Raw genomic sequence first — 25,258 nt, forward strand, 5'->3', positions numbered from 1 at the left:
AGCCATTTGATTTAACAAATTTACGATACGATCATATAGAACTTGATGGTTGGGAGATTAAGAGCAAGGGGGATATGATGTGAGAATGAAACGATTAAGGATGAGGAAGCATTTACTGATAGCTGTCTGTTCTTTGGCACTTCTTCTAAGTTCTCTGGTTGTAGGCGATGCGAGCGCGGCAACTAAACCAACAACTGCAGCTTCGCCGCAGTCTTCCGGATTTTTCGTAGATCATTACAAAAATAATATCTCTGCTAATATGACGGTGGAATCCAATCCAGTCATCGGGGTGCTTTCCGAATTTAATAAACTTTGGACCCCCGGAAAGACGTGGAATACCGGTACTAAACTGAACAGAAGAGTGTTGGATGCCAACATCCAAAAAGTCGTGGATATTACTGAACACCGCACGATGTTTGAGGAAAATGCTGCATATTTTGATGATCGGAGGGGCCAGAGCTACAGTGTTATTGACGGCCTCGGGAAGCTTGCTGACGTCTATCGAATGAACGCGGGAGCGACGACAACGATCATCAGCATCCCGGCAGATGCCTCGATAAAAAAATATCATGATGAAGGAACCAATTCAGGCAGCACCAGTTCGGAACTTGGACATGTCGTGAGCTTGGTCAATACTTTACGCGGCAACTATTCTTCATCGAATCCGGCTAAAGGCTATTTCAATTATCCCCGTCCGTTTCGCTGGAAAGACAATTCGATCATTGTTCCAACGCTTATTCCCGTCATCAATCCTGATCCGAGCAAAGACGGAGGTTTTCCAAGCGGACATACGAACGCCGCATATCTCAGCGCTTTTGCCATGGCCTATGCGATACCAGAGCGTTATCAGGAGCTGCTGACTCGCGCTTCTGAACTCGGTCATAACCGGATTGTTGCCGGTATGCATTCCCCGCTGGACGTTATGGGGGGGAGGGTCATGGCTACAGCATTGTCAGCTGCGATTCTGTCTGATCCCGACAATGAAAAATTGAAGAAAACGGCTTATGATGAAGCTCATCGTAAACTATTAACGCAAACCGGTACAGGCGAAGACAGATACAGCGATTATGAAACGAATAAAAAACAATATACGGAACGATTGACATATGGATTTCGTCAAATGAAGACAACCGCTAAACCAATGGCAGTTCCAAAGGGAGCCGAAGTCCTGCTGGAAACGCGTTTTCCTTACCTTGACAAAAAGCAGCGCCGTTTGATTTTAGCCACTACCGGTCTTCCGGCCGGCTATCCTGTTCTTGATGATGCGGAAGGATGGGGAAGGCTTAATCTCTTTTCCGCCGCAGATGGGTATGGTGCTTTTACCAAAGATGTTACCGTGAAGATGGATGCTGCCAAAGGCGGCTTCCATGCAACGGATCGCTGGCGCAACGACATCTCCGGCGCTGGAAAGCTGACCAAAAAGGGGACAGGCACTTTGAAGCTGGAAGGGAAAAATACATATTCCGGCGGTACACGGATTGATCAAGGGACGCTTGAGGGCGGTTCGGAGACAGCTTTCGGGAGAGGTGATGTTTCACTGGGAAGAGGCACCCTTAGGGAAGATGTGCCGGGAAAACTGATGATCGGGGGAGACTACAAACAATCTGCTGAAGGAATACTTGAACTTCATCTCAGCGGTAAAAAAGATCAGTTGAAAATTAAAGGAAAAGCAAGATTAAAGGGGACATTACGTCTCAATTTTACAGACAATTACGTTCCGGCTGATGGATCGGCGGTCATAACCTTCCGCAAGCGTCATGGCTCATTTTCTTCCGTCGAAACCAGAGGATTGCCAAGCAAGTATAAAGTGAAGATCATCTATAAGTCCAACAGTATTCAGTTGAAACTTGATCAAAAGGGGAGAAGCTGATCTTCATCATAAGCTGCAAGCTGGCGCTTACTGCCGCCAGCTTGTTTTTCGTTTTGACGAAGTCTATCTTGAACAGGAGATCTTAAAAAATAGTCGGCACCATTCCACCGTCCATACGGATCGGAGACCCTTTAAATGCGGATGCATAAGGACTGCATACAAATGCCGCCAGTCTGCCGATTTCAATAGGTTTGATAAATCGCTGTATTTCGGATTGAGGCAGGTTTGTGGTCATGAATTTCTTCTCTTTTTCTGAAAAAGTCATTCCTTCATCAGGGTACATTCCCTCAATGATTTGCTTCACATTCTCAGAGAGCGTCGGCCCCGGCATGATCGTATTGACCGTCACTTCTGTTCCGATTGTTAATTTAGATAAGCTTTTTGACAATGATAATAGCATTGATTTTGTCATACAATACTGAGGCATCTGCCCTGAAGGCATCATCGCTTCTTCACTCGCAATAAAGATGATGCGGCCAAAATCACTTTTCAGCATTTTCGGCAAATAAAATTTAGTTAAACTGTTTGCGGCCAGAACGTTGGTGCGGAAGTATTTTTCCCATATTTCATCGTCAACGTCCTCATATTCCATGATTTCATAAATGCCCATATTGTTTATTAAAATATCGATTTGAGGGTATTTTTTAAATAAAGCTTCCCTTTGCTTAATATCCACGATGTCAGCCGCGGCGTTTTGGGGAGAGGTGGCAGGAAAAGCTGATTTTATTTCATTGACTGTTCGTTCTGCCTCTTCCTCATTTCGTCCGTTAATGAGGACATGAACACCTTCTTTGGCAAGTTCAATAGCGATGGCTTTTCCTATCCCTTTCGTCGATCCTGTAACTAAAGCTGTTTTGTTTTTTAATCCCATATCCATCAAACATTTCTCCTATTCTAGTTAAGTCCATTCAGCCGGGTTTGCTTACGCCAATTAGAAGGTGTCTCGCCTTCCCAGAGGCGGAAGGCCCGGTAGAACGAGTTCTGATCTTCATATCCGATCAGAAAGGCCACTTCTTTAATATCGAGCGAAGGGTCTGCCAAGTACTCCCGCGCCTGCTCATGTCTGACTTGGATCAACAGCTGTTTGAAGCTAGTGCCTTCATCAGTAAGCCGGCGCTGCAAGGTGCGGCCGCTCATTCCCAATTCGCCCGCGACAGTCTGAATGTCTGGGTGCCCTCCTGTGAGCGTGCGTTTCATGATCCACTTGACCACTTCAGTGATTGAAAGGCTATTTTGCTGATCATTCAACGATTGATCCAGCACAGGAGTCAGAATCTCCAGCAACTCTGCATTATACGAGACAAAGGGGCGGTCCAGATCTCCTCGATGCAGCGTCAGCCGATTCCGATCTGCACCGCTCCGGATACGGCAGCCGAAGTATGCTTCAAGCGCCTGCATGTCGCCCATTGGGTGTGCAAACTCGACCGACTTCGCTGTCAACGGCTGACCTGTACCCCGGCGCCCGAGTTCCAGAAGAAATGCCAGTGTAATGCCAATCAAGAGCGGCGGACCGGGTTGCTTATCATCCAACCATTCCAGTTCGATTGTGCAGTGCTCACTTTCCTCGGTGATACGCAAGCTTTCGGGAGGGCACAATTGTTTATAGCGGGCCATTCGCTTTAGCGCGTCGCGGTAGTCACGAGCATGGTAAGCCGCTAATACGGCTGGAGGGTAATGTGCCGGCTCAAAGCCGGTCGCAAGCTTGATGATTCCTTTGGAAACATCATCAACGAGATCGGAATACGCCTGCCAGATCGCGAGGTATTGGGCGGCGGTGACAACTGGTTCAGTCATCATGGTGAGCGGCAGCTGGGCTTTTCGGAGCACGTCAGAGGCGTTAATTCCTAAGTGACGCAATCCCGCCCAAAACCCTGCCGGGAATTTAATTCGATTATGAGACATCATACGTATGAGCACTCCTTTAACTTTCTGCACCTTCGCTCACTTGGTCGTCATTCCATCCTGCCTTATTGGCGGGACAGTTATAACTTTACCTATCCATTGTCGGACTGTAACTAGCAAAGGACGACATTTAACTTGCCGATTACGCCGAACGTGTCAGCGTACGAAGACTGTGACAGGCAGGCGCCTTATATATAGGAAACAAGCCGGGAGGAAACTCCCGGCTGTAAAATCATCCCTTGCCAAACACGGGATTTCCTGTTTTCATCACATGTTTTCTCGTCATGAAAAAGAGGAGGGCGGCGACAAAAAACTCGGAAAGCGGCAAGGATAGCCAAACTCCCGTGACGCCAATAAACTTAGGCAAAATCCAAAGCAGGATGAGAAGGGACACGAAGCTTCGCAATATGATGATCAAAGCCGATGAACCGGCCCGGCCAATGGATTGAAAGTAACTCATATAGACAAAGTTATAGCCAAGGAAGATATACCCGATAAAAAATAGGCGGATTCCATCGATGGCCAGATCCTGGATTTCGGTTGATTCTATTCCGAATAAACCTACAAGGAACGGTGCAGCCACCCAACCGATAACGAGCAAAAGAATTCCCAGGATAACAGCGGTCTTCTCCCCAATCTTCATGCTGCTTTTGATTCGTTCGCTTTCTTCAGCACCATGATAATAACTGATCATTGGCTGAAGCGCCATTTCAATGCCGAAGAAGGACAGGAACATAAACCCGTGAAGGTAGTTGATGACCGAGAAGGCAGCGACCCCTCCCGTGCCTGCCAATTCGGACATCGCCAGGTTATACCCTGTTACAAATATGAGGAGCCCGGCCTCCGCCAGAAAACTTGGAAACCCGATGGCAAAGATGTGCAGAAGGGATTTCCGGGACCACTGAAACGCCAGCTTTCTCAGTTGCGCTTGACGGTTAAAGAAGTGCAGGGATAATACAAGCAGTCCGGCGAATCCGCCAAGCACCGTTGAAATCGCAGCACCTGTTACCCCCATGTTCAAAATCATGATTGTATAAAAATTCAGAATGATATTCACAATCGATGTTGTTGCAAGAGCTATCATCGAAAGCTTTGGACTGCCGTCATTCCTTACAAAAATACTTAAGACCTGTTCTAATGCGATGACCCAGCCGAATAAAAACATGACGTTTAAGTACTCTATGACGTAAGAAGAGGTGTCGGAGTTAGCGCCAAGCCATAGGGAAATGGCTTGAATATTGAAAAGCCCGAACACCCCTAAAAGCGCACTGATGATTAGTGTAGAGAAGAGAGCCAGAGAAAAAACGCTGCTTGCCTTTTGCGGACGATTCTCCCCGATGCTGATAGAGTACTTCGTTGCTCCGCCTATCCCAATCCACAGAGCGATGGCCATAATCAAAGAAATGACCGGATAGGAAAGGTTCACTCCAGCCAGTGCTGCGGTTCCAATCCCATTTCCAACGAATAGGCCATCAATTAAAATATTCGCTGACATTAAGAGTAATCCAAGCGTTGCAGGGATGAAATATTTAAAAAACACTTGATTAACTGGTAATTTCATTAGCTGCTGATGTGTTTCTGTCATCATGTATTCCTCCTATAATGAGCTACAGGAGTATTCTAAACCTTCAAGTTACTTGAAGGTCAATCAAAACTTTGTCACCGGAATTTGGATTAAAGTGACAAAATGATCGGACTCCTTGATGACAGCCTCATCAAGAACGGAAATCTCAACGGGGATTCCTTCAAGTTTATATCCTTCCTCTTTCAGCTGACGTAAAACAAGCTGATAACTTTTTCTCATGTCCTCGTAGGGGCCAATATGAGGATAGCTTGCATACAAACCTTCGTTTAAATATTCATTGCTGTTTTCGCCGTGCAGCAATTCAAATAAGCCGATGTATTTTACAGGTCCTTCTTGCTTCAAGCTTTCCATATCCACGATCGTTCCGATGTCTCCGGTGAAGAAGCCGTTATTCTCGATCGACTGGCTCGAAAGCGTTTCTCTATCCTTTAAATAGATGTCGTCGCCTTCCTCTATCAGATCAACAGGTTTGTCAAAATACAGATAGGAAACAGGCCGTTTTGGGAAATACTGAAATGTTAAAGCAGGATGACCGGCAAGTTTTATTCCTTCTTCGATTGTGGAAATTTTGTTTTCGATCCTCGCCGCACTGCGTTGGAGCCGGCAAATTTCCATCCTCACTTCCTCAAGCTTCTTCTTCAAAATATCCATCGTCGTTTCCGGAGTCCTTTTATCTAACTGATGCTGAATGTCTTTTAACGAAAATCCATTTTTCCTTAAAAAAATAATGGTATCCAGAACCTGAAATTGTTCAACACCATAATATCGATAGGATGTTTCAGGGTCAGTATACTTTGGCTTGAACAGTCCGATTTCATCATAGTAACGCAGAGTCGATGCGGGCAGCTTGAAAAGCCGTGCTACTTCTCCCACGCGGAATCGATTATTCACCATTTTTCACCTCATTTGTTGGTATGTGAACTTTTTTTAGGGTTATCGGATGTATATCTTAAGCCTACTATTAACATTAGGTGAAAATGCATGCCTGGTCAACAAGGAACCGCAGCCTCTAAAAGGGGCATTACGCCAAATGATAGATTTTCAAAAATAAATGAGGGCTTCATGATTGGAAGCCCTCATTTATTTTTCACAAACGTGAATTAAAGAAGCTCATTTCAGAGAAAAGGTTTGAAATGTTCCCGGCAAGTTTATTGCTGAAGCGCCCTTGTTCCGATTGAACGAAATCGCGGGTGCTCTGCCAGTATGGAACGCTTCATTTCTTTTACAACCGGGTGATCTGACTTTAAAAACCGATCTTTCTCGTAAAGCCCGGTCAATTGGCCGTGATCTAAAACACCTAGTGTATCACTTAATTGATAGGCGGCTTTTAAATCATGCGTTATAAAGAAATACGACATTCCAAAATCGTTTTTGAGCTCTTTTAATAAATCCAATATAAGCGTTTGGGTTACCATGTCCAGGCTGCTGACAGACTCGTCCAATACGATCAGCTTCGGCTTGAGCGAGACTGCTCTTGCAATATTAATTCGCTGCAATTGGCCGCCGCTGAATTGATGCGGATATTTTGTTAAATCCTCTTCAGTTAAGCCTACTCTTTCCAATAGCTCGATAATGGTCCGTTTTTGCTCGGCGATTGTGAGCCTTTCATAGTTTTCCAGCGGTTCTGCTATGATTTGTTCCGCCGTCATTCGCGGGTTGACGGAAGAATATGAGTCTTGAAAAACAGCTTGAAGGTCGCGGCGGATTTTCCGCCGGATGGATTGCTCGGCTTTATATAGATCATGACCTTGAAAAAAGATTTGGCCTGATTGCGGCCGTTCCAAACCGAGCATCACTTTTCCCAATGTGCTTTTCCCGGCTCCGCTTGGTCCAAGCATGCCCAGACATGCGCCTTCTTCAATTGAAAAGCTGACATTGGAAAGGACTTGTTTCGATGGAGCTTTCCATTTGAACAATTTGCGCGCCGTATAATGATGAGTGACGTCTTTCACTTGTAATAAACTCACTTGTTCACCCCATATCAAATGCAGGTCTTCTTCATACTGACTCAAGTGGCAAGTTGATCCATTGGCAAAGTCAACCGTGAACTTAACAGCTTCTTTGTATAGTCATGTTTTGGTTCATCAAACAGCTGAAACACATCTCCATTTTCTACAATTCTCCCATTCTGCATCACAGCGACTTCATCGGCCATTTCAGCAATGACGCCCAGATCATGAGATATAAGCAAAATCGCCGTGCCGAATTCAGATCGCAAGCCGTCTAAATATTTCAGCACCGTCTTCTGATTAAACACGTCGAGCGCAGTTGTGGGTTCATCCGCAATAAGAACGGCCGGCTCCAGGCATGCTGCAATTGCAATCATGACCCGTTGAAGCATTCCGCCGCTTAATTGAAAAGGGTAGGAATGCAAAAGTTTAGCAGGGTGGGGGAGGTTTACATGATGCAATGCTTCGGTCGCGAGCTCTTTCGCCTGTTTTTTGCTAAAAGATGTATGAGAGCGAATCGATTCGATCATTTGCTGGCCGATCGTAAAAACGGGTGTAAAAGCGTTCATCGGATTCTGCATGATATAGGCTATATCTTTGCCGCGGATTTTACGCATGTCCTGTTCTGCTAATCCGTTCAATTCCCGGCCCCGCAAAGCAATACTTCCTTCCACCTTGGTTGTTTTTGGGTCAAGCGTCTGAAGAATAGACATGCTCGTTACCGTTTTTCCGCAACCGCTCTCACCAATTAAACCAAGAACCTGTCCGCACTTCAGTTCAAAATTAATCTCTTGAACGATAGTTGAATTTCCTTTTTGATTGTGAACCTGCACATGCAAATCTCTGACTTGAAGTACTGTTGATTGTTCTGTTCCCAACTTCCTCATTCCTTTTTATCATCGACGTTTGACGCCGTATTGATCTGATAAGGCTTCGCCCAATAAATTGAACGTCACAACGACAACCATGATCATCAGCCCTGGATAAATCATTAACTCGGGGTTCGTCCGAATATACGATTTACCTTCATGAATCATCGCTCCCCATTCAGCTGCCGGGGGCTGGACGCCTAATCCGAGAAAAGACATGGCGGAGATATCCATAATGGCCCAGCCCATTTCCAACGTGCCGATGACGACGAGGGGAGGGAGGACATTAGGGATAATATGCTGTTTAATAATTTTCCATTGTGAAGATCCATTGATTTTTGCCGCCGCAATAAAATTCTCCTCTTTCAGACTAAGCACCATTCCTCTAAAAATTCTTGCATAATAGACCCATTGCACAAGCATGAGGGCCACAATGACTTGAGGAAGTCCAGGACCGAATATGCCCACGAGGCCAAGAACTAAAATTAAGTTCGGAAAGGCCATCACACCATCGCAGCATCTCATTAACAGCTGATCAATCCAGCCGCCTTTATACCCTGAGATCGTCCCGATTATGAGGCCGATAACGAGTGAGGAAATGAAAATGAGCATCGCGAATCCAAGAGAAATCCGGGCGCCGTACAAAAGGCGGGATAAGTTGCATCTTCCCAGATGATCAGTTCCTAAAGGAAACGTCCAGGACGGAGGCTGCAGCTTATAGACCAAATGGACATCAGCAGGGTGATGCGGCGCAATCCAAGGGGCGAATACAGCGATGATAAAAAGGACGGTTAATATGATGGTGCAGATTGCGATCACTTTTGGGCCTTTGAAAATCTTGCGTATACTTATCATCGATGCTGTCCTTCTTTCCTTGAAATGCGCGGGTCAATATACATTTGAATGAGGTCAACAATTAAGTTGCTCAATATAAAAAAGGCGGCGGCTAAGAACACATAGCATTGAATGACAGGGATGTCCCGATTGAAAATGGCCTCAATAAAATAACGGCCAAAGCCCGGCCAAGAAAAAACGACTTCAACAATAATTGTGCCGGTGAGCAGCTTGCCAAGGTTCATTCCCAGCCCCGTAATCATCGGAGAAATGGCCATTCGCAATACATGTTTGGCCATAATGTTCATCCTCGTCATTCCTCTTATGCGAGCAAATTGCACATAGGGTTCTTGCAGGTTTTCGATGACACTTGCACGGAGCAGCCTTGTATACATCGCGATTAAAGGAAGCGCCAAAGTCATCGACGGCAGTACAAGATGCTGCCATGTCCCGATTCCCTCTACCGGCAAAAGGTCTAACTGAACAGAAAAGAAAAAAACCAGCATATACCCTAACCAAAAAGTCGGGATGGATGCTCCGAAAAAGGAAATGAAGCGGCTGATATGATCAACTGCACCGTTTCTTTTAATTCCCGCTAAGAAGCCTAGCGGCACACTGACAAGCACCGCAATCATTAAACTCCCAAGCGCGAGCTCGATCGTCGCCGGCATTCGGTGTGCAACTTCATCCCAAACCGGCTGATTCGAAACATAAGATATGCCAAAATCAAGTTGGCATATCTTCAATACAGAGTTTACATATTGAATAAAGAATGGCTGATCCAAGCCAAACTCATGTCTTTTTTGCGCTAAAATTTCATCGGTTGGCTGGATATGTGCTGCGGCTAAGTATGCTTCAGCTGGGTCAACCGGTGAGAGATGAATCATTCCAGTTGTGAGAAGTGCAGCTAAAAGAAACACTGGAATAATAGACATGATTCGTTTCAATATATAGTTGCCCATAAAAGCCTCCTAGTGTTGCTGCTTGATGCGAATCCCTGTAAATGGATGTTCGTCACGATTGGCAGGGAACGTAAAGTTGCTGATATTCTTTTGATATATCGCCGTCTTTTTAATATAAGAAACAGGAACGATGGCTCCCTGGTCTTGAAGGGATTTTAAAATAGATGAGTAAAGCTCCTGCCGCTCTTTTTCATCAGTCGTTTGAGGTACCTTTGCCATCTGCTTGATCAGCTCGTCCTTGTTTGGATAGGCTGAAATCGCTTCATTAAATCCGAATCCTTTGGAGGAGACAATGTTTAAAAATGTGTGCGGGTCATAAGGCGCACCATAGTTGCTAAAGAAGTTCATATCAAACTCATTCGCTTTAAACCGTTTGACTTGGGTTGCCAATTCTACACCTTCAAGATTCAGCTTTACCCCGATCGCCGCCCATTCTGCCTGCAGCGTTTCGGCCATTGTTTTTTGAATGGATTCCGCTGAATCATACATTAAACTAAATTCAAGAGGCTTTCCGTCTTTCTCGCGCACCGTCTTGCCATTCGGAAGCTTCCAGCCTGCCGCATCTAATAGCGCTTTTGCTTTCTCTGGATCATAGTTGATTTGCTTTACATCAATATCAGACGTGTATGGGAAGTCTGTCGGCAAAATATGATCTGCTTTTTCTTCTAACCCGGAGGTGATGCCTTTTACCAAGGCTTCTTTGTCAAAACCATAGTGGAGGGCTTGACGCACGCGCTCATCAGAGAGCTGTTCTTTTTTCGTATTCATGACAAGCTGTCTCGTCGCCACCGGTTCAGAAAGGCTTGTTTCATATTGGCCTGTCGCTTGCAGCTGCTTGAATGCATCTAAACTGATAACGCCTTCGCCGTAAATGAGGTCAAGCTCGCCTTTTTCAAATGCAAGCACCCTTGTTTCGGCGTCCGGGATGACTTTCACCTTGATTTTCTCGACTTTTGGCTTTTCACCCCAATAATGTTCATTGCGTTTAAAAACCGCATATTCATCAGCTTTATGCTCTTCCAATACCCACGGGCCCGTACCTACCGGTTTTGCGACACCCTTTGATGTATCGCCGTCCTTAGGGAAGCCGGCTTCTCCCAAAAACCGGACCGGCCGTACTACGGCTAGTTCCTGAATGGTCGGGTAATATGGTTCAGTTAATGTCAATTTAAATGTATGATCATCGATTACTTCTGTTTGGGCTATTTTTGAAAGAAACCCTAACCAGCTGTGTAATTCAGTATGTTTTAAAATGGAATCAAAATTCTTCTTCACAATTTTTGCATTAAACGTTGTCCCATCTGAAAATTTTACATTCTTACGCAAATGAAACGTATATACTTTACCGTCATTTGATATATCCCAAGATTCGGCTAAATGCGGTTTAAGCTTTCCTCCCGCTTCATAGGTAACCAAAGGTTCATATACCATCGACTGGGCAAATAATTGGGAAGGATTATACACATGCGGATTCATCTCGCCAATATCTCTAGGCCAAGCCATTGTGACCATGTTTTCATGCGTTTTCTCTGTTGAATTTCCTGAGGTTGTACATCCGGCCAATAAAATAGAAAAGGCGAGCATTAATACAAAAGTAATTTTAATTTTCGAACTAATCCTTCCGCTTATCATGCTTTGTTTCCTCCTAAATGAAGTTGATAATCATTTTCATTCTATGCAGGAAGCATGCCCTTGTCAATGTAAGATATAGGAACTGCTTACATGCTGCGGAATGGGGAAGCGGCGGCATCCCGTGAAGAACGAGCGCAAAGAGGGGGAGGCGAAAATGAAGTGGCGAAGAATGAACTTTTTATTAAAATGGATTGTAAAAACGAAGCAATCAAAGTACACTTAATGATAATGATAATCATTTACGATTGAGGGTGTAAACTCATGACATATACCGGGAGTGAAGAGCGATGAGCAGAAATGAAGTGTTTGATGTGACCGTGATCGGCGGAGGTCCGGCCGGTTTATATTCCGCCTTTTACAGCGGACTGCGGGGAATGAAAACGAAGATTATCGAATATCAGCCGATGCTGGGCGGAAAGGTTCACGTATATCCTGAAAAAATGATCTGGGATGTCGGGGGGCTAACGCCGATTTCCGGAGCCAGGCTGATAGAACAGATCGTGCAGCAGGGGCTAACATTTCATCCTGAAGTGCTGCTGAATGAGAAAGTTGAATCGATTGCCCGCAATGAAGAAGGGTTGTTTGAGTTACATACGGCTGCCTCAGGGGTGCATCTGTCCAAGACGGTCATCGTTGCCGTGGGCGGCGGCATCCTCAATCCGCAAAAGCTTCAGATTGAAGGAGCAGAGCGCTTTGAAGTGTCCAATCTGAATTATACGGTCAAATCGCTGCAGCATTTTAAAGATAAAACGGTCATAGTATCAGGCGGCGGCAATTCGGCTGTCGATTGGGCCAACGAGCTCGAACCTGTAGCGAAAAAGGTCTACCTCGCTTACCGCAAAGATGCGCTCAGCGGGCATGAGGCCCAGGTGGATCAGCTGCTGAACAGCTCGGTGAGCTGCTTCTTCCATACACAGATTACCAAGCTGATCGCTTCGGAAGATCATGAGGTGATCGAACGGGTCGAGCTCACGAACGCTCAAACCGGTGAGGTGATGGAGCTGCCTGTCGACGAAGTGGTTATCAACCACGGCTATGAACGCGACACCTCACTGCTGGAGAACAGCCGGCTTCATATTACCAGGGTTGATGACTATTATATTAAAGGTACCGCCAACTGCCAGTCTTCCGTGCCCGGACTGTATGCGGCAGGGGATATTGTGCATTATGAAGGCAAGCTGCACTTGATCGCCGGAGCGTTTCAGGATGCGGCAAACGCGGTCAACAGCGCCAAGCGCTTTATCGATCCCGAAGCACACAAGAGTGCGATGGTGTCGTCACATAATGAGGTTTTCAAAGAGCGCAACCGCGAGCTTGTGAAGAAGATGTTCGTGTAGAAAAGGAACGTTTCCGCCGTGGGAGCGGCTGATTCGTCGAGGGGATCTTGGAGATATGCCAAGATTCTCTTTTTATTTAAACCAGCCTTTTTCCTTTGAACGGGTAATGGCTTCGATCCGATTTTTGACCTCAAGCTTTTCAAGAATCATTGAGATATAATTTCGCACGGTTCCGCTTTTGATGCTGAGTTCTTGGGCGATTTCTTTTGTGTTTTTTCCGTCAGCCACAAGTTCGAGCACTTCTTTTTCTCTATCTGTGAGGGGATTGGCCTCACTGTACATGTCTTCCATCAATTCAGGCGCATAGATCCGCTTTCCTTTCATGACGCTGCGGATGGCGCTCACAAGCTCTTCGCTTGGGCTGTCCTTTAACAAATAGCCTTTAACACCTGCTTTAATGGCCCGCTGAAAGTAACCGGGGCGGGCAAAAGTGGTTAAGATAATAATGTTGCAGCCTGTATCCTTTAGTTCCTCAGCAGCTTCAAGTCCCGTTTTTCCCGGCATTTCAATGTCCATAATGCATACATCAGGCCGATGTTTTTTTGTGAAATCAACGGCATCCTGTCCGGTTGTGCCTTTGCCGACGACTTCCATATCATCTTCTAAATTCAGTAGTGATCCTAAAGCGCCCAAGAGCATCTGTTGATCTTCCGCAATAAATATACTAATCATGCAAGCCATCCTTTTTTGTTTATTTTGAGTTATTAGGAATTGACATGGTAAGCTTGGTGCCGTTTTTTGTATCAATGTGAAGGCTTCCGTTTGCAAATTCAAGCCGTTCTCTCATGCCAAGCAAGCCGTGTCCTTTTGAAAAGTACTTCTCTTCACCTTGAAACGTTCCATCGTCAGTCACTGTAATGACAACTTCCTTCCAGAGCTGCTGGATGTCAATGCGGCAGGTTTTAGCCTGACTGTGTTTGACGACATTAGTGACAGCTTCCTTTAAGCACATACTCAATATGTTTTCATTAAGCAATGAGATATTTTCCGGCAATTTTTCTTCTTCATAGATGAACGCAATGTCGGCTGCTTCAAGAATTTGTTTGATGTTAATCATTTCATCCTTGAGCCGGATGCCTTTCATGGAGGATACAATTTTTCTGACTTCATTTAAAGAAGTTCTCGCAGTTTGCTGAACGCTTTTCAGTTCACGCGCGGCTTGATCGGGATCTTTGTAAATTAATTTTCTCGCCAAGTCGCTTTTTAAACCGATCAGAGACAGCTTTTGTCCAAGTGTATCGTGAAGGTCGCGGGCAATCCGCTGCCGCTCTTCTAATTTTACCAAATTGGCGATCCGTTCATTAGCATACTCGAGTTTTTCTTCGAGGCGTTCGCGCTCCTTGCGGTTTCTAATACTGAACGGCAATAAAATCGCGCTGATGAGGGTGATGACCACAAAAGGAATTTGTGTCAGGAAAAATTCCTTTTTTAACACGAGGCTGAAGTTGGCAGCGACGGCTGCGCTTATTAAATGAACATAATATAAAATGTGAAAAGGGGCTCGTTTTTTTATGTTCCCTATAAAATACGCGATAAAAAAAGCAAAATAAATATAGCTGAACAGCATAATCGAGGCGGTTGAAATGCCGATTAATATAAACGCCCACAAATAAATGTCCCAGCCTTTTGAAACAAACGCAAATCTGTATACCGCAAAAAATAAAAGTGTCAAAATGATGCCGACGACGATGACAAGGGTAGATGATGATTGCATGATAAAGTAGAAGGGCAGGATGAAAAATATCGTCCATATATACGGCGAGATCCCGTTAAGTTTTTGAAATGCAAAATGCTTTTTGAACATGATATAACCTCGTTTTCAGCTTTTCATCTTTAGAGTAACTTTACCATTGCCTGAGCCGGATTGCATCATCCGACAATAAATAAGGAAGCCTTCTTGTTGATATAAGAAGACCTCCTCATCGTCAGGCGTTCTTTCGCAGTTTCTGTTTTTCCGTTGAATTCTGCGGAAGAGGGGAAGATGTTTGTTTCATGTCCCGAAAGGTTACAAACTGCTTTTTTTCTTCATCCCAAAGCCGGAACGCGAGTGATTGCAGGCTTGTTTTTAAAGTGATGGTCGGGACGTTTTTTAGTGGTTCGTGCTGCTCATGTGCGATTTCAAGTTTATAGTTAGGCACCTTTGGGCTCAGATGGTGAACGTGGTGGTACCCGATATTGCCTGTAAGCCATTGAAGCAGTTTCGGGAGCTTATAAAATGAACTTCCTTCCACAGCCGCCTGAACGTAGCTCCAGTTTTCATCCGCTTCAAAATAAGAATCTTCAAATGTATGCTGAACATAAAACAGCCAAACGCCGATTGAACCTGAGATCAGAAAGATCGGACCCTGTACGAGCAAGAACGATTGCCAGCCAAAGATCAGGCAGCAGACAGCAGCCAATGCCGCGATTGCAAGGTTGGTAAGATATGTGTTCACACGTTCCTTTCGTCTTGCACCTTTTTTGTTAAAGCGGTTTGTGATCAGAAAGACATAAATCGGTCCGAGAATAAACATGATAAACGGATTTCTGTAAAGTCTGTATGCGATTTTTGTGCGTAGAGGTGCGGCTTTATATTCGTTTACCGTCAGCAGCCAGATATCGCCTGTTCCGCGTTTATCCAGGTTGCTGCTTGTCGCATGATGAATCGAATGGCTGTGCTGCCATTGAAGATAAGGAAATAAAGTCAGAACGCCTGTCAAAAAGCCGAGAATATGGTTATGGCGCTTTTGTTTGAAAAAGGATAGATGGCAGCAGTCGTGAAAAATAATGAAAATTCTCGTCAAAAACCCTGCGGCAATCACCGTTATTCCTAATGTAAGGAGGTAGGAGACATCGAGGCTGAGATAGGCAAGAAACCACAGTCCGAAGAAAGGAATAAACGTATTGAAGAGCTGAATCAGACTGTTTTTGGTATCAGGCTGGGCAAATGCAGCAACCTGTTTTGTTAACTGTTTTTGTTTGTGTGTGGTGGTTTGTTCAGTCATAGTAAAGTTATCCTCTCATAAATGGGTCTTAAGTTAAGTTTACGGTACAGAGAGATGTCTTTGTAGTAGCACACATCATGCTTCGAACATGACACTTGTCATGTTTCCTTCACCCGAATGGATAAGAAGATTGACAATGTCATGATGGGCAAATCCGTATGATGATATGGTGAATAATGGAATCTGCAAAAACGCGATGATTGATTAGTTAAACAAAGTTCTTTTACAATGATGTGATAGATGTTCATTGTTTAGTCATTTCATAAGGAGAGAATTCATATGTCACGAATGGAAAATAAAACATTTAATTGTGAGAAGGAGCTGACGCTCAACATTATCGGCGGAAAGTGGAAAATGCTGATTTTGTGGTTTTTAGGAAAAGAAGGTACGAAAAGGTTCGGAGAATTAAAAGCTTTGATGCCCGGCATTACGCAAAGAATGCTGGTGAATCAGCTGCGTGAATTAGAAGAGGATCATATTGTACATAGGGAAGTATATCCGGTTGTCCCCCCAAAAGTTGAATATTCCCTAACGAAACAAGGAGAAAGTTTAATGCCTATATTAGAGGCGATGTATGAATGGGGTAAAAATTATATAGAAACGAACTTTTCAAAAGATGATGAATAGAATGATTGACTTTAAGATACTGTTTTGGAGACAGTATCTTTTTCTATACCATATGAGGAAAAGTATAGTATGTAAAAAAAAAGTGCGTACTATTAATGGAATTTTCCCCTTGTTATACTCTTGATGTAACAAAATATGAAAAGAATAATCCGCGGAATTCTTAATTCAAACAGGAGTGATTGTAAGTGGAATTACAGTTAGCATTAGATTTAGTCAATATACCGGAAGCCATCGAAGTAGTAAAAGAAGTAGAAGAATACATTGATATTGTAGAAATCGGTACGCCGGTTGTGATAAATGAAGGACTCCGTGCAGTGAAAGAGATGAAAGCCGCTTTCCCGAATTTGAAAGTGCTGGCAGACCTTAAGATTATGGATGCGGCGGGGTATGAAGTGATGAAAGCATCAGAAGCAGGAGCCGACATCATCACCATTTTAGGGGCTGCTGAAGACATGTCTATTAAAGGCGCTGTAGAAGAGGCGAAAGCGCAAGGGAACAAAATCCTGGTGGATATGATTGGGATTAAAGACATCAAATCGCGTGCTAAGGAATTGGATGAGCTTGGTGTCGATTATATTTGTGTCCATACCGGTTATGACCTTCAAGCCATTGGCCAAAATTCATTTGAAGACTTAATGACGATTAAAAATGTTGTGAAAAACGCTAAAACGGCTATTGCAGGCGGAATTAAATTAGACACACTGCCCGAAGTCGTTAAATTAAAACCTGATTTGGTTATTGTCGGGGGCGGTATTGCAAATCAAGACGATAAAGCTGCGGCAGCCGCAAAAATGAAGCAGATGATCCAATAAACATGAAGACTTATAATTATGTAAAAGCGATCATCGCAGAGCTTGATCATGCAACGTCTCAAAATCAAGCGGAAGGTATAGAAGACTTAATATCCACTATCATGTCTTCTGAAAAAGTGTTTGTTTCCGGTGCAGGCCGCTCTGGTTTAATGGGGAAATCATTTGCTATGCGATTAATGCACATGGGGATCAATGCGTTTGTAACAGGGGAAACCGTAACACCGGTATTTACCGAAAAAGACTTGCTTATCGTGGGCACGGGATCTGGGAAAACAGAAAGTTTGCTTCATATGGCGGAAAAGGCAAAAGATATCGGAGGCACTGTAGCAACAGTTACGATCTCTCCAGATTCGCCGATAGCTGAAATATCTGACCTGATACTGCAGCTGCCCGGCTCCCCAAAAGATCAAACGACAGGCAATAAACAGACGATACAACCGATGGGCTCGCTTTTTGAACAGACTCTTTTATTGTATTATGACGCTATCATATTGCGAATCATGGAAATGAAAGGGCTGAATACTCATAACATGTATGGAAATCATGCCAACCTTGAATAATAGAAAATCGCCATCCGTAATCTTGGATGGTGATTTTTTTGTATACAAATCTGTTTTTAATATATCATTTACATCTATATTATATTTTTAAAATGTGGATAACGTAAACTGGAGCAGGGACTAAATGGATATATGAAGAAAGGAGCTTATTATGCTTACAAGTTTTAGCTTGGTTGGGTTTATCCCTTTATTTGCTTTTATTATTTTCATCATATTCGTGTTGAGAAAGCTTGTCCTTTTTTTAAGAAATAAGTAGAGTGTTGATAAAGAAGGAGGCGGTCTTCGTAATTTCCGCCTTAACCGCATTCGATTTCATTTGACTGGAAGACAAAAAAAGTGTTTTCTGATTATATTATTGTCATGTTTTGATGAACTATTATGTACATACTCATCTCCTAAAGAACGGGTATCAACTAATTTTTAATAATACAGACCTTATATCTTCGATACTGATAAAGCAGATGAAAAGGTGATTAATTATTGAATATATTTTGGTTATGTGTTATGTTTTTATCAAGTTAACAGACATCATTTCTTGTTATTTTGCTAACGAAATTTAAAATGATCAAAAAGGGGATAAACAAATGCCATTACTACGTTTCGATCTAATAGAAGGCCGTGATGAACAAGCATTAAAAAAATTATTAGATACCGCACACGATGCGATGGTAGAAGCGTTTAACGTTCCGGAGAAAGACCGCTATCAAATTGTCCATCAGCATCCGGCGAATGAGCTCATCATCCAAGATACAGGTTTGGGATTGAATAGATCGAAGGATCTGGTTGTGATCAGCATCACCAGTAAAACAAGAACGGAAAGCCAAAAAGAGAAATTGTACGCTTTACTTGCTGAAAAGCTTGAAGCGGGATGCGGCATTTCACCTGAAGATGTCATGGTGTCCATCACAGAAAATGGAGATGCCGATTGGAGTTTCGGCCTCGGCGAGGCGCAGTTTTTAACTGGAAAGCTGTAAGCGGACAAAAGGAATGTTGACAGGGACATCTGAATCCCTCCAGAAATAGCTAAAGCTGCTGACGGGAAGTCAGCAGCTTTTTTCTTTATATTTCTCCGGGTTTTCGCTTATTTGCTCTTGGCCATTTGTGATGCATTACATACTGAGTCATCGTGTAAAAAATAACCGCCCATTGGTTTTCGGTGAGCGTTCCAACGGTTTTTTCATTGTTGATTTTTAGACTTTTTCTTAAGTGTTTCATTTGACGCGGGGTAAAAATTCCGCGTAAAGCAACACAGAAAGGGGCTTGCGGCTCCTTTAGCGCATATTCGGCAAGCCCAAGAAACGCAATGTAATGTTTATGTGATAGAGGCGCTTCTTTTTTTCGTGTTATTCTGACCATTGCCGAGTCCACTTTTGGAGGGGGAGAAAAATGCTCTTTCGATATTTCTCTGACAATGCCAATATCAAACCACATTCTCCAAGCTAAAACATAGGAATTTTTAATGAATTTTGATGTGAAACGTTTAGCAGCCCCTTTTTCCATTACGATAATCCCTTTTTGAAATCCGCTTGCAGGATTGTTCAAAAGCATTTTCATGATGGGGGTTGTGATGGCATAGGGAATATTAGAGACCACCACAAACTTTTCTTTTGGTAAATGAATCTTCATGATATCTTGATGAATAATTTTCGTATTTGAATGCTGTGCCGTTTTACGTGTGAGTATATCAACGAATTTAGAATCGTTTTCCACTGCCAATACCTTACCGGCTTTTTGACTTAGCACAGTTGTCAAAGCCCCTTTTCCCGCTCCTAACTCTAAAACCGTATCGTCTATGCTAATATTTGCCCGATCCACAATTTCTTCAATTAATTTTTTATTATGCATCAAATGCTGTCCGGAAAAATTCGGAGATTCCCCTCGGTTTAACTTTTTTCCTCTGTACTTATGATTTTTTTTCTTCATGTTTCCTCTTCCTCTCATCATAAAAAATCACAGGCGGTCTGCCTGTGATTCAGAGTAAAGGGAAGAGCCATCCTTTAAGGATGAAGCCGCGGTATTTCCATAACCAAATAAGCCTTTCTCAGCCGTTAGAAAAAAAGGATTAAACAAAAAAGAAAGGCAGAACGATCCGCCTTTCTACAAATTACAAATTTTATATGCAAATTGAAGATTATTAAAAAAGGACAGACTGATCCCGTTTACTCTGCATACACAAACAGAGCCTTTGAACGTATTTAATTACTGGTTCAAAGTTGGGAAACGAAGTCTCATTGAGTGTGTCATTTTTTAATAATCCTCCTGAAAAGTTAAAGTTACGATCTCATTGTAGGGCATTCTTTGGAAAACGTCAACGTCTGGAATTTTCTTCTCCTTACGAATATCGCAGGGGTTAACCAGGCAGTGTTAAGAATAGGAGTCTGCTAACATTGAAATTATAGATGTGATTGTCTATAATTCAAAATACAAATCGTAATATTTATGATTTGCAAATAACTCATAGAAAAGTGGTGCAATAACATTGAATCAGTCATTCGCATTCTCACGGCATCGCAGACTGCGCTCAACACCGGGTATCCGGGATTTGGTAAGAGAAAATCGGCTTTCCGCTGACGATTTCATATATTCTCTGTTTGTCTAAGAGGAAAGGCGGTCAAAAACAACCCCTTTCTGCTTGTTAAAATGTTTCACATAATAAATATAAATGATATGCAGAGGAAATTTAGTTTTTATCAGACTTAGAAACAAAACAGCCGCTAAAAAAGATGAGGATCATGATGTACCGTTTATGGAGAGCAAAAAACAAATAAAGTTGATTTGTATTGATTAGATGAAGCGAAAGAGCATGATAATGGAATCAAAGAAATGAATTTAATTTACAGAGGGAAGTGAAAGCATGGATTTTGAAACGGTTATGAAGGAACTTGAAGCGCTGGGTACCGAAAATATGAAAAAAAGATACATAACGAATGGTGCACACGAACCTCTTTTTGGTGTGGCTACAGGCAAAATGAAGTCGCTCGCAAAGAAAATCAAGAAAAATCAGCCTTTGGCGGAGCAGCTTTACGCTACGGGGAACTACGATGCCATGTATTTTGCCGGCATTATTGCTGACCCAATCACAATGACTGAAGCTGATTTTGAGCGCTGGATCGATGAGGCGTATTTCTATATGCTATCTGATTATGTTGTTGCAGTAACTTTGGCAGAAACCGATTTTGCGCAAGCTGTCGCAGATAAATGGATTTCAAGCGGGGAAGAACTCAGAATGTCGGCAGGCTGGAGCTGTTACTGCTGGCTTTTAGGTAATCGATCGGACGATGAATTTAATGTGACCAAAATTGCCGGTATGCTTGATCAGGTGGAACATGCGATTCACGATTCTCCGGATCGAACAAAATCGGCTATGAATAACTTTATCTACACAGTCGGGATTTCATATTTGCCGCTCCATGAAAAGGCGGTTGAAACCGCAAAAGCAGTAGGCCCGGTCGAACTTCGGCGGGACAAGAAAAAAAGCAGTATCCTGAACGCTTCCAAAAATATTCAAATGGATGTTGAGAGAGGCCGCCTTGGTTTCAAACGGAAATATGTAAGATGTTAGCACAGTCTGCAGTGAAATTTCTAAAAATAACTAGGGAGCGGAGCATGGAAAATAACGTTTTTGAACAGATGGCAAAACGATATGATACAGAAGAAAGAATTGAATTAGCAAAAGTGATCGTGAATGAAGTAAGACAAGAATTGAGAAATAGTCAATCAAAATCTTTAATCGACTATGGGAGCGGTACTGGTCTCATTAGTTTAGAATTATCAGATTTAGTACATTCTATTTTGTTGGTCGATTCGTCAAAACAAATGCTGGAGGTGGCGAAAGCTAAAATTTCTCGCAAAGGAATCGCCAACGCAAAAGTGCTTTATTCAGATTTTACCCAAGAAACTCCTGAACTGAAGGCAGACATCGTTTTAATGTCACTAGTCCTTCTTCATATTCCGGATACGAATAAAATTTTACAAGAATTGTTCGGTGTTTTAAATAATGGCGGAAAGCTCATGATTATTGATTTTGACAAAAACGATAAAATTCAACATCCGAAAGTTCACAGCGGTTTTTCGCACGGAGAATTGAAAAAAAGATTATCCGATGTTGGATTTAAATCAACTGAAATGAAAACATTCTATCACGGCCATCGTATTTTTATGAATCAAGATGCTTCAATGTTTATATCCAGCAGCATAAAGTGATTTCTTGTTTTTGAAATGAAATAGCGGAAGCCGGAAAACGATCCGGCTTTTTCTGCTTCACTTCCCTTCTCCACAAGGTAAAACACATGAAACATCTTCATCAGCGCTCGGGTCCGCGACAGAAGCTTAAAATTTGATTTATCCTCAGCAGTTCAGTATATTATACACATAGGGGTATATGTATTGTGCGGGAGATAGGCTGTTTTGTACAAAAAGTCGTCACAGGCTGGATTCTTAACGAATATGACAGAAATGCAGGACAGTTCATATCCGCATAGTAACGGTTTCGCGAAACTGTTGATAAAAATGATATGCTATCATCATAAGAAAATGGGAGGTAATCTGATGGAATACGATGATCAATTAAAAAATAGGATCAAACGAGTTGAGGGTCAAGTTCGAGGGATATTAAAAATGATGGATGAAGGAAAAGAGTGTAAAGAGCTCGTAAGCCAAATGTCAGCGGTTCGTTCCGCATTAGATCGCGCCATTGGTGTTGTTGTCAGCAGCAACTTGGAGAAATGCGTTCGCCTTCAAATCGAAAGAGGAGAAGATACCGAAGACCTCATTCAAGAAGCCGTTAATTTATTGGTTAAAAGCAGATAGTGTTAAGATGGCTGTTGATAATACAGCCTCTGTACACCCCCCCTGGTTAAAATAAAATCCCTTAAGGGTATAAAGAGCTGAAGCTTATATTTTTTTATTTTTTACATACCCATACGGGTATGAGTATAAATAGGAGGGTTGATCTATGTCAGACCAAAAAGAAAAAACGACCATTGTTTTATTTAGCGGTGACTTAGATAAGGCGATTGCCGCTTTTATTATTGCAAATGGAGCCGCTGCTTATGATCATGAGGTAACAATTTTTCATACATTTTGGGGCCTTAACGCTTTAAGAAAAGATGAACCGGTGCCAGTAAAGAAAGGGCCGCTTGAAAAAGCGTTCGGCTTCATAATGCCCCGGGGTCCAAAGAAATTCGGATTATCTAAAATGAATTTTGCCGGTATCGGGCCTAAAATGATCAAACATGTCATGAAAAAGCACGGCGTGCTGTCTCTGCCTCAGCTGATTGAAATGGCCCAAGAACAAGGAGTTAAGCTTGTTGCCTGTACAATGACAATGGACTTGTTAGGCTTGCAAAAAGAAGAACTTATCGATGGTATTGATTATGCAGGAGTTGCCACATATCTCGGGGATGCCAACGAAGCAAAAGTGAATTTATTTATATAACGGTCTCCAAATTAAACGGTGCTTTAAGGAATATGGTTGCCGGAGCGATCAAATGGAACCGTGATACAGAAAATGAGTATGGAGGGATGATTGATGAACATCAAATCTGACCGCGTGTTAGATGCAAAGGGGCTTGCTTGTCCAATGCCCGTTGTAAAAACGAAAAAGGCCATTAATGAGTTAGAACCGGGGCAGGTAATTGAAGTGCATGCTACTGATAAAGGGTCTCTTGCTGATATACAGGCATGGGCAAAAGGAAGCGGCCACCAGTATCTCGGGACGACAGAAGACGGAGATATATTAAAGCATTTTCTTCGTAAAGCAGGTCACTCGGAAATAAAGAAAGAAAAAACGTTTCCTTATGTGATTCAAAATGAAGAACTTCAAAAAAAGGTAGAGGCGGGAGAACGGATAACAGTCGTTGATGTTCGGGAACCTGCAGAATACCGTCTCGGCCATATTCCAGGAGCGATTTCAATCCCATTAGGTGAACTTGAAAAAAGAGCAAATGAACTGAATAGAGACGGGAAAATGTACGTTGTTTGCCGTACAGGTAATAGAAGCGATCTGGCAGCTAAACAGCTTGCAGCTAACGGCTTTAAAGACGTTGAAAATGTGGTGCGGGGAATGGAGGAGTGGTCAGGGCCTATTGAAAAAGGATCAATAAATTGAACGGCTGCAAAAGTTGCGACCATTGCAACATGATGCCAATGAGATGCTAACAATCTAAGGAGGTTTAGAAGTGGACTTTACAATCATTTCACCAAAAGAAGTAACCGAAAAGCTATTAAGAAAAGAATCGTTTTTTATTTTAGACGTACGAAATAAAGATGCCTTTAGTGATTGGAAAATCGAGGGCAGCCGGGTTGAGCATTTAAATGTTCCGTATTTTGATTTAATTGATGGTGTAGATAAGATTGCAGGCCAAGTTCCTAAAGATCAAGATGTTTTAGTGGCTTGTGCCAAACAAGGGTCTTCAGAGATGGTTGCACAGCATTTAGTGGATGCCGGTTTTGAAAGAGTTTTTGCGCTTGAAGGCGGCATGAAGGCGTGGAGCGAATTTTTACATCCTGTAAAAATCGGAAACTTGAAAGAAGGAGGCTCGATCTATCAATTCGTAAGAATGGGGAAAGGCTGTTTATCCTATTTTATTGAGACTGACGGAGAAGCAATGGTAGTGGACCCTGCTCGTACTGTAGACGCATATATAGATTTTGCAAAAGAGAGAAACGTTACAATTAAACATGTGGTCGATACACATTTACATGCGGATCATATTTCTGGCGCACGTTTACTGCGTGAGCGTACAGGAGCCGCATACTACCTGCCGCCAAAAGATGCAGAGGAAGTGCGATTTTCGCATGAATCGTTAATTGAAGGTCATGATGTTTCGATAGGAAACACAAGCATGAAAGTGGAGCCTATCTACTCACCGGGCCATACGATCGGAAGCACATCTTTAATTGTTGATAATCACTATTTGTTAACAGGAGATATTTTATTTGTTGAATCAATCGGCCGGCCAGACTTGGCTGGAAAAGCCGGGGACTGGGCAGAGGATTTACGTAACACGTTGCATGAAAAATACAAACAAATATCAGGTGACTTGATTGTTCTTCCAGCTCACTTTTCGACAGTCAGTGAATTAGGCGATCAAGGGCAGGTTCAAGCTAAGCTGAGTGATGTATATAAAAAGAATGCCGGTTTAAATCTGGATGAAAATGAGTTCAGACGTGCTGTATCAGAAAACCTGCCGCCACAGCCAAATGCCTATCGGGAAATTCGGCAAACCAACATGGGCAGAATAATGCCTGATGCTGACAGACAAAGTGAGATGGAAATTGGACCAAACCGTTGTGCGGTTCATGGATGAATATAGATTTGAAGATAGGGAGAGA

27 protein-coding genes are annotated in these 25,258 nt (G+C 42.9%); 13 read left to right on the plus strand and 14 right to left on the minus strand.

Features of this window, described 5'->3' with window-relative positions; translation table 11 throughout:
• Nucleotides 1-85: 85 nt before the first annotated feature.
• Entirely contained in the window at nt 86-1,870 is a 1,785-nt protein-coding gene (locus tag M1E06_RS07385) for a phosphatase PAP2 family protein (protein WP_216904363.1), read from the plus strand.
• An 82-nt stretch (nt 1,871-1,952) separates the two neighbouring features.
• On the opposite strand, the gene M1E06_RS07390 is transcribed toward M1E06_RS07385, so the two are convergent.
• From M1E06_RS07390 to nikA, 9 genes are all read right to left on the minus strand, one after another.
• The gene (locus tag M1E06_RS07390; RefSeq protein ID WP_216904349.1) at nt 1,953-2,747 is read right to left on the minus strand and encodes an SDR family NAD(P)-dependent oxidoreductase; all 795 of its coding nucleotides are present in this window, start codon (nt 2,745-2,747) and stop codon (nt 1,953-1,955) included.
• Nucleotides 2,748-2,764: 17 nt separating this feature from the next.
• The gene (locus M1E06_RS07395) at nt 2,765-3,772 is read right to left on the minus strand and encodes an AraC family transcriptional regulator (RefSeq protein WP_023855334.1); all 1,008 of its coding nucleotides are present in this window, start codon (nt 3,770-3,772) and stop codon (nt 2,765-2,767) included.
• A 232-nt stretch (nt 3,773-4,004) separates the two neighbouring features.
• Nucleotides 4,005-5,360, minus strand: a complete 1,356-nt coding sequence (locus M1E06_RS07400) for an MATE family efflux transporter (protein WP_216904347.1) — start codon at nt 5,358-5,360, stop codon at nt 4,005-4,007.
• A gap of 60 nt (nt 5,361-5,420) precedes the next feature.
• A complete protein-coding gene (locus tag M1E06_RS07405; protein WP_023855332.1) occupies nt 5,421-6,251 on the minus strand; it encodes a MerR family transcriptional regulator in 831 nt (276 codons plus the stop codon).
• A gap of 254 nt (nt 6,252-6,505) precedes the next feature.
• Nucleotides 6,506-7,324, minus strand: coding sequence for a nickel import ATP-binding protein NikE (nikE, locus tag M1E06_RS07410; RefSeq protein ID WP_026579222.1), 819 nt, complete (start codon nt 7,322-7,324; stop codon nt 6,506-6,508).
• Nucleotides 7,325-7,365: 41 nt separating this feature from the next.
• Nucleotides 7,366-8,184: a nickel import ATP-binding protein NikD gene (nikD, locus tag M1E06_RS07415; protein ID WP_144497907.1), complete on the minus strand. Its 819-nt coding sequence runs from the start codon at nt 8,182-8,184 to the stop codon at nt 7,366-7,368.
• Between the two features lie 18 nt (nt 8,185-8,202).
• On the minus strand, nt 8,203-9,030 hold the full coding sequence (gene nikC / locus M1E06_RS07420) for a nickel ABC transporter permease subunit NikC (RefSeq protein WP_023855330.1): 828 nt from the start codon (nt 9,028-9,030) through the stop codon (nt 8,203-8,205).
• Entirely contained in the window at nt 9,027-9,971 is a 945-nt protein-coding gene (gene nikB, locus M1E06_RS07425) for a nickel ABC transporter permease subunit NikB (RefSeq protein WP_035338411.1), read from the minus strand. Before nikB ends, nikC begins: the two co-directional genes overlap by 4 nt.
• 9 nt (nt 9,972-9,980) lie before the next feature.
• Entirely contained in the window at nt 9,981-11,603 is a 1,623-nt protein-coding gene (gene nikA, locus M1E06_RS07430; protein WP_020452335.1) for a nickel ABC transporter substrate-binding protein, read from the minus strand.
• A 287-nt stretch (nt 11,604-11,890) separates the two neighbouring features.
• Between nikA and M1E06_RS07435 the strand changes: the two genes are divergently transcribed.
• The gene (locus M1E06_RS07435) at nt 11,891-12,940 is read left to right on the plus strand and encodes an NAD(P)/FAD-dependent oxidoreductase (protein ID WP_020452334.1); all 1,050 of its coding nucleotides are present in this window, start codon (nt 11,891-11,893) and stop codon (nt 12,938-12,940) included.
• A 72-nt stretch (nt 12,941-13,012) separates the two neighbouring features.
• Here the strand turns inward: M1E06_RS07435 and desR are convergent, their stop codons facing one another.
• The 3 genes from desR to desE form a co-directional block, all read right to left on the minus strand.
• Complete coding sequence (gene desR / locus M1E06_RS07440) at nt 13,013-13,612, minus strand: two-component system response regulator DesR (RefSeq protein ID WP_020452333.1); 600 nt, start codon at nt 13,610-13,612, stop codon at nt 13,013-13,015.
• Between the two features lie 19 nt (nt 13,613-13,631).
• The gene (locus M1E06_RS07445) at nt 13,632-14,744 is read right to left on the minus strand and encodes a sensor histidine kinase (RefSeq protein WP_103749530.1); all 1,113 of its coding nucleotides are present in this window, start codon (nt 14,742-14,744) and stop codon (nt 13,632-13,634) included.
• A 121-nt stretch (nt 14,745-14,865) separates the two neighbouring features.
• Nucleotides 14,866-15,924, minus strand: a complete 1,059-nt coding sequence (desE, locus tag M1E06_RS07450; protein WP_216904345.1) for a fatty acid desaturase DesE — start codon at nt 15,922-15,924, stop codon at nt 14,866-14,868.
• 279 nt (nt 15,925-16,203) lie between these two features.
• On the opposite strand from desE, the gene M1E06_RS07455 reads away from it, so the two are divergent.
• The 4 genes from M1E06_RS07455 to M1E06_RS07470 all read left to right on the plus strand — a co-directional run bounded on the left by M1E06_RS07455 (nt 16,204) and on the right by M1E06_RS07470 (nt 18,897).
• On the plus strand, nt 16,204-16,551 hold the full coding sequence (locus tag M1E06_RS07455) for a winged helix-turn-helix transcriptional regulator (RefSeq protein WP_003183789.1): 348 nt from the start codon (nt 16,204-16,206) through the stop codon (nt 16,549-16,551).
• A 185-nt stretch (nt 16,552-16,736) separates the two neighbouring features.
• The gene (hxlA, locus tag M1E06_RS07460) at nt 16,737-17,363 is read left to right on the plus strand and encodes a 3-hexulose-6-phosphate synthase (protein ID WP_003183787.1); all 627 of its coding nucleotides are present in this window, start codon (nt 16,737-16,739) and stop codon (nt 17,361-17,363) included.
• 2 nt (nt 17,364-17,365) lie between these two features.
• Nucleotides 17,366-17,923: a 6-phospho-3-hexuloisomerase gene (gene hxlB, locus M1E06_RS07465; protein WP_216904343.1), complete on the plus strand. Its 558-nt coding sequence runs from the start codon at nt 17,366-17,368 to the stop codon at nt 17,921-17,923.
• A 584-nt stretch (nt 17,924-18,507) separates the two neighbouring features.
• Nucleotides 18,508-18,897 carry a tautomerase family protein gene (locus tag M1E06_RS07470; RefSeq protein WP_035338409.1) on the plus strand — a complete coding sequence of 130 codons (390 nt, stop codon included), beginning with the start codon at nt 18,508-18,510 and terminating at the stop codon, nt 18,895-18,897.
• 85 nt (nt 18,898-18,982) lie between these two features.
• On the opposite strand, the gene erm is transcribed toward M1E06_RS07470, so the two are convergent.
• Nucleotides 18,983-19,846 carry a 23S ribosomal RNA methyltransferase Erm gene (gene erm, locus M1E06_RS07475; RefSeq protein ID WP_216904341.1) on the minus strand — a complete coding sequence of 288 codons (864 nt, stop codon included), beginning with the start codon at nt 19,844-19,846 and terminating at the stop codon, nt 18,983-18,985.
• 276 nt (nt 19,847-20,122) lie between these two features.
• Nucleotides 20,123-20,167, minus strand: coding sequence for an erythromycin resistance leader peptide (locus M1E06_RS07480; protein WP_105980607.1), 45 nt, complete (start codon nt 20,165-20,167; stop codon nt 20,123-20,125).
• A 298-nt stretch (nt 20,168-20,465) separates the two neighbouring features.
• On the opposite strand from M1E06_RS07480, the gene M1E06_RS07485 reads away from it, so the two are divergent.
• The 7 genes from M1E06_RS07485 (at nt 20,466) to M1E06_RS07515 (ending at nt 25,233) form a co-directional block, all read left to right on the plus strand.
• Nucleotides 20,466-20,522 (plus strand): hypothetical protein, encoded by a 57-nt coding sequence (locus tag M1E06_RS07485; RefSeq protein WP_409333861.1) that lies wholly within the window; start codon nt 20,466-20,468, stop codon nt 20,520-20,522.
• 255 nt (nt 20,523-20,777) lie between these two features.
• A complete protein-coding gene (locus M1E06_RS07490) occupies nt 20,778-21,485 on the plus strand; it encodes a DNA alkylation repair protein (RefSeq protein WP_216904339.1) in 708 nt (235 codons plus the stop codon).
• A gap of 44 nt (nt 21,486-21,529) precedes the next feature.
• On the plus strand, nt 21,530-22,126 hold the full coding sequence (locus M1E06_RS07495; RefSeq protein ID WP_020452327.1) for a class I SAM-dependent methyltransferase: 597 nt from the start codon (nt 21,530-21,532) through the stop codon (nt 22,124-22,126).
• Nucleotides 22,127-22,471: 345 nt separating this feature from the next.
• Entirely contained in the window at nt 22,472-22,732 is a 261-nt protein-coding gene (locus M1E06_RS07500; RefSeq protein ID WP_009327831.1) for a metal-sensitive transcriptional regulator, read from the plus strand.
• A 145-nt stretch (nt 22,733-22,877) separates the two neighbouring features.
• The gene (locus tag M1E06_RS07505) at nt 22,878-23,360 is read left to right on the plus strand and encodes a DsrE/DsrF/DrsH-like family protein (protein WP_216904337.1); all 483 of its coding nucleotides are present in this window, start codon (nt 22,878-22,880) and stop codon (nt 23,358-23,360) included.
• 93 nt (nt 23,361-23,453) lie between these two features.
• Complete coding sequence (locus M1E06_RS07510; RefSeq protein ID WP_075213049.1) at nt 23,454-24,032, plus strand: sulfurtransferase TusA family protein; 579 nt, start codon at nt 23,454-23,456, stop codon at nt 24,030-24,032.
• A gap of 70 nt (nt 24,033-24,102) precedes the next feature.
• Nucleotides 24,103-25,233 carry an MBL fold metallo-hydrolase gene (locus tag M1E06_RS07515; protein WP_216904335.1) on the plus strand — a complete coding sequence of 377 codons (1,131 nt, stop codon included), beginning with the start codon at nt 24,103-24,105 and terminating at the stop codon, nt 25,231-25,233.
• The last annotated feature ends 25 nt before the right edge of the window (nt 25,234-25,258 follow it).

It is taken from the genome of Bacillus sp. AK124 (assembly GCF_053903085.1).

Bases quoted from the DNA above. Each gene is read 5' to 3' on its own strand.
- M1E06_RS07385 (WP_216904363.1), top strand. From the start codon at position 86: ATGAAACGATTAAGGATGAGGAAGCATTTACTGATAGCTGTCTGTTCT.
- M1E06_RS07390 (WP_216904349.1), bottom strand. From the start codon at position 2,747: ATGGATATGGGATTAAAAAACAAAACAGCTTTAGTTACAGGATCGACG.
- M1E06_RS07395 (WP_023855334.1), bottom strand. From the start codon at position 3,772: ATGTCTCATAATCGAATTAAATTCCCGGCAGGGTTTTGGGCGGGATTG.
- M1E06_RS07400 (WP_216904347.1), bottom strand. From the start codon at position 5,360: ATGATGACAGAAACACATCAGCAGCTAATGAAATTACCAGTTAATCAA.
- M1E06_RS07405 (WP_023855332.1), bottom strand. From the start codon at position 6,251: ATGGTGAATAATCGATTCCGCGTGGGAGAAGTAGCACGGCTTTTCAAG.
- nikC (WP_023855330.1), bottom strand. From the start codon at position 9,030: ATGATAAGTATACGCAAGATTTTCAAAGGCCCAAAAGTGATCGCAATC.
- nikB (WP_035338411.1), bottom strand. From the start codon at position 9,971: ATGGGCAACTATATATTGAAACGAATCATGTCTATTATTCCAGTGTTT.
- nikA (WP_020452335.1), bottom strand. From the start codon at position 11,603: ATGATAAGCGGAAGGATTAGTTCGAAAATTAAAATTACTTTTGTATTA.
- M1E06_RS07435 (WP_020452334.1), top strand. From the start codon at position 11,891: ATGAGCAGAAATGAAGTGTTTGATGTGACCGTGATCGGCGGAGGTCCG.
- desR (WP_020452333.1), bottom strand. From the start codon at position 13,612: ATGATTAGTATATTTATTGCGGAAGATCAACAGATGCTCTTGGGCGCT.
- M1E06_RS07445 (WP_103749530.1), bottom strand. From the start codon at position 14,744: ATGTTCAAAAAGCATTTTGCATTTCAAAAACTTAACGGGATCTCGCCG.
- desE (WP_216904345.1), bottom strand. From the start codon at position 15,924: ATGACTGAACAAACCACCACACACAAACAAAAACAGTTAACAAAACAG.
- M1E06_RS07455 (WP_003183789.1), top strand. From the start codon at position 16,204: ATGTCACGAATGGAAAATAAAACATTTAATTGTGAGAAGGAGCTGACG.
- hxlB (WP_216904343.1), top strand. From the start codon at position 17,366: ATGAAGACTTATAATTATGTAAAAGCGATCATCGCAGAGCTTGATCAT.
- M1E06_RS07470 (WP_035338409.1), top strand. From the start codon at position 18,508: ATGCCATTACTACGTTTCGATCTAATAGAAGGCCGTGATGAACAAGCA.
- erm (WP_216904341.1), bottom strand. From the start codon at position 19,846: ATGAAGAAAAAAAATCATAAGTACAGAGGAAAAAAGTTAAACCGAGGG.
- M1E06_RS07490 (WP_216904339.1), top strand. From the start codon at position 20,778: ATGGATTTTGAAACGGTTATGAAGGAACTTGAAGCGCTGGGTACCGAA.
- M1E06_RS07495 (WP_020452327.1), top strand. From the start codon at position 21,530: ATGGAAAATAACGTTTTTGAACAGATGGCAAAACGATATGATACAGAA.
- M1E06_RS07500 (WP_009327831.1), top strand. From the start codon at position 22,472: ATGGAATACGATGATCAATTAAAAAATAGGATCAAACGAGTTGAGGGT.
- M1E06_RS07505 (WP_216904337.1), top strand. From the start codon at position 22,878: ATGTCAGACCAAAAAGAAAAAACGACCATTGTTTTATTTAGCGGTGAC.
- M1E06_RS07510 (WP_075213049.1), top strand. From the start codon at position 23,454: ATGAACATCAAATCTGACCGCGTGTTAGATGCAAAGGGGCTTGCTTGT.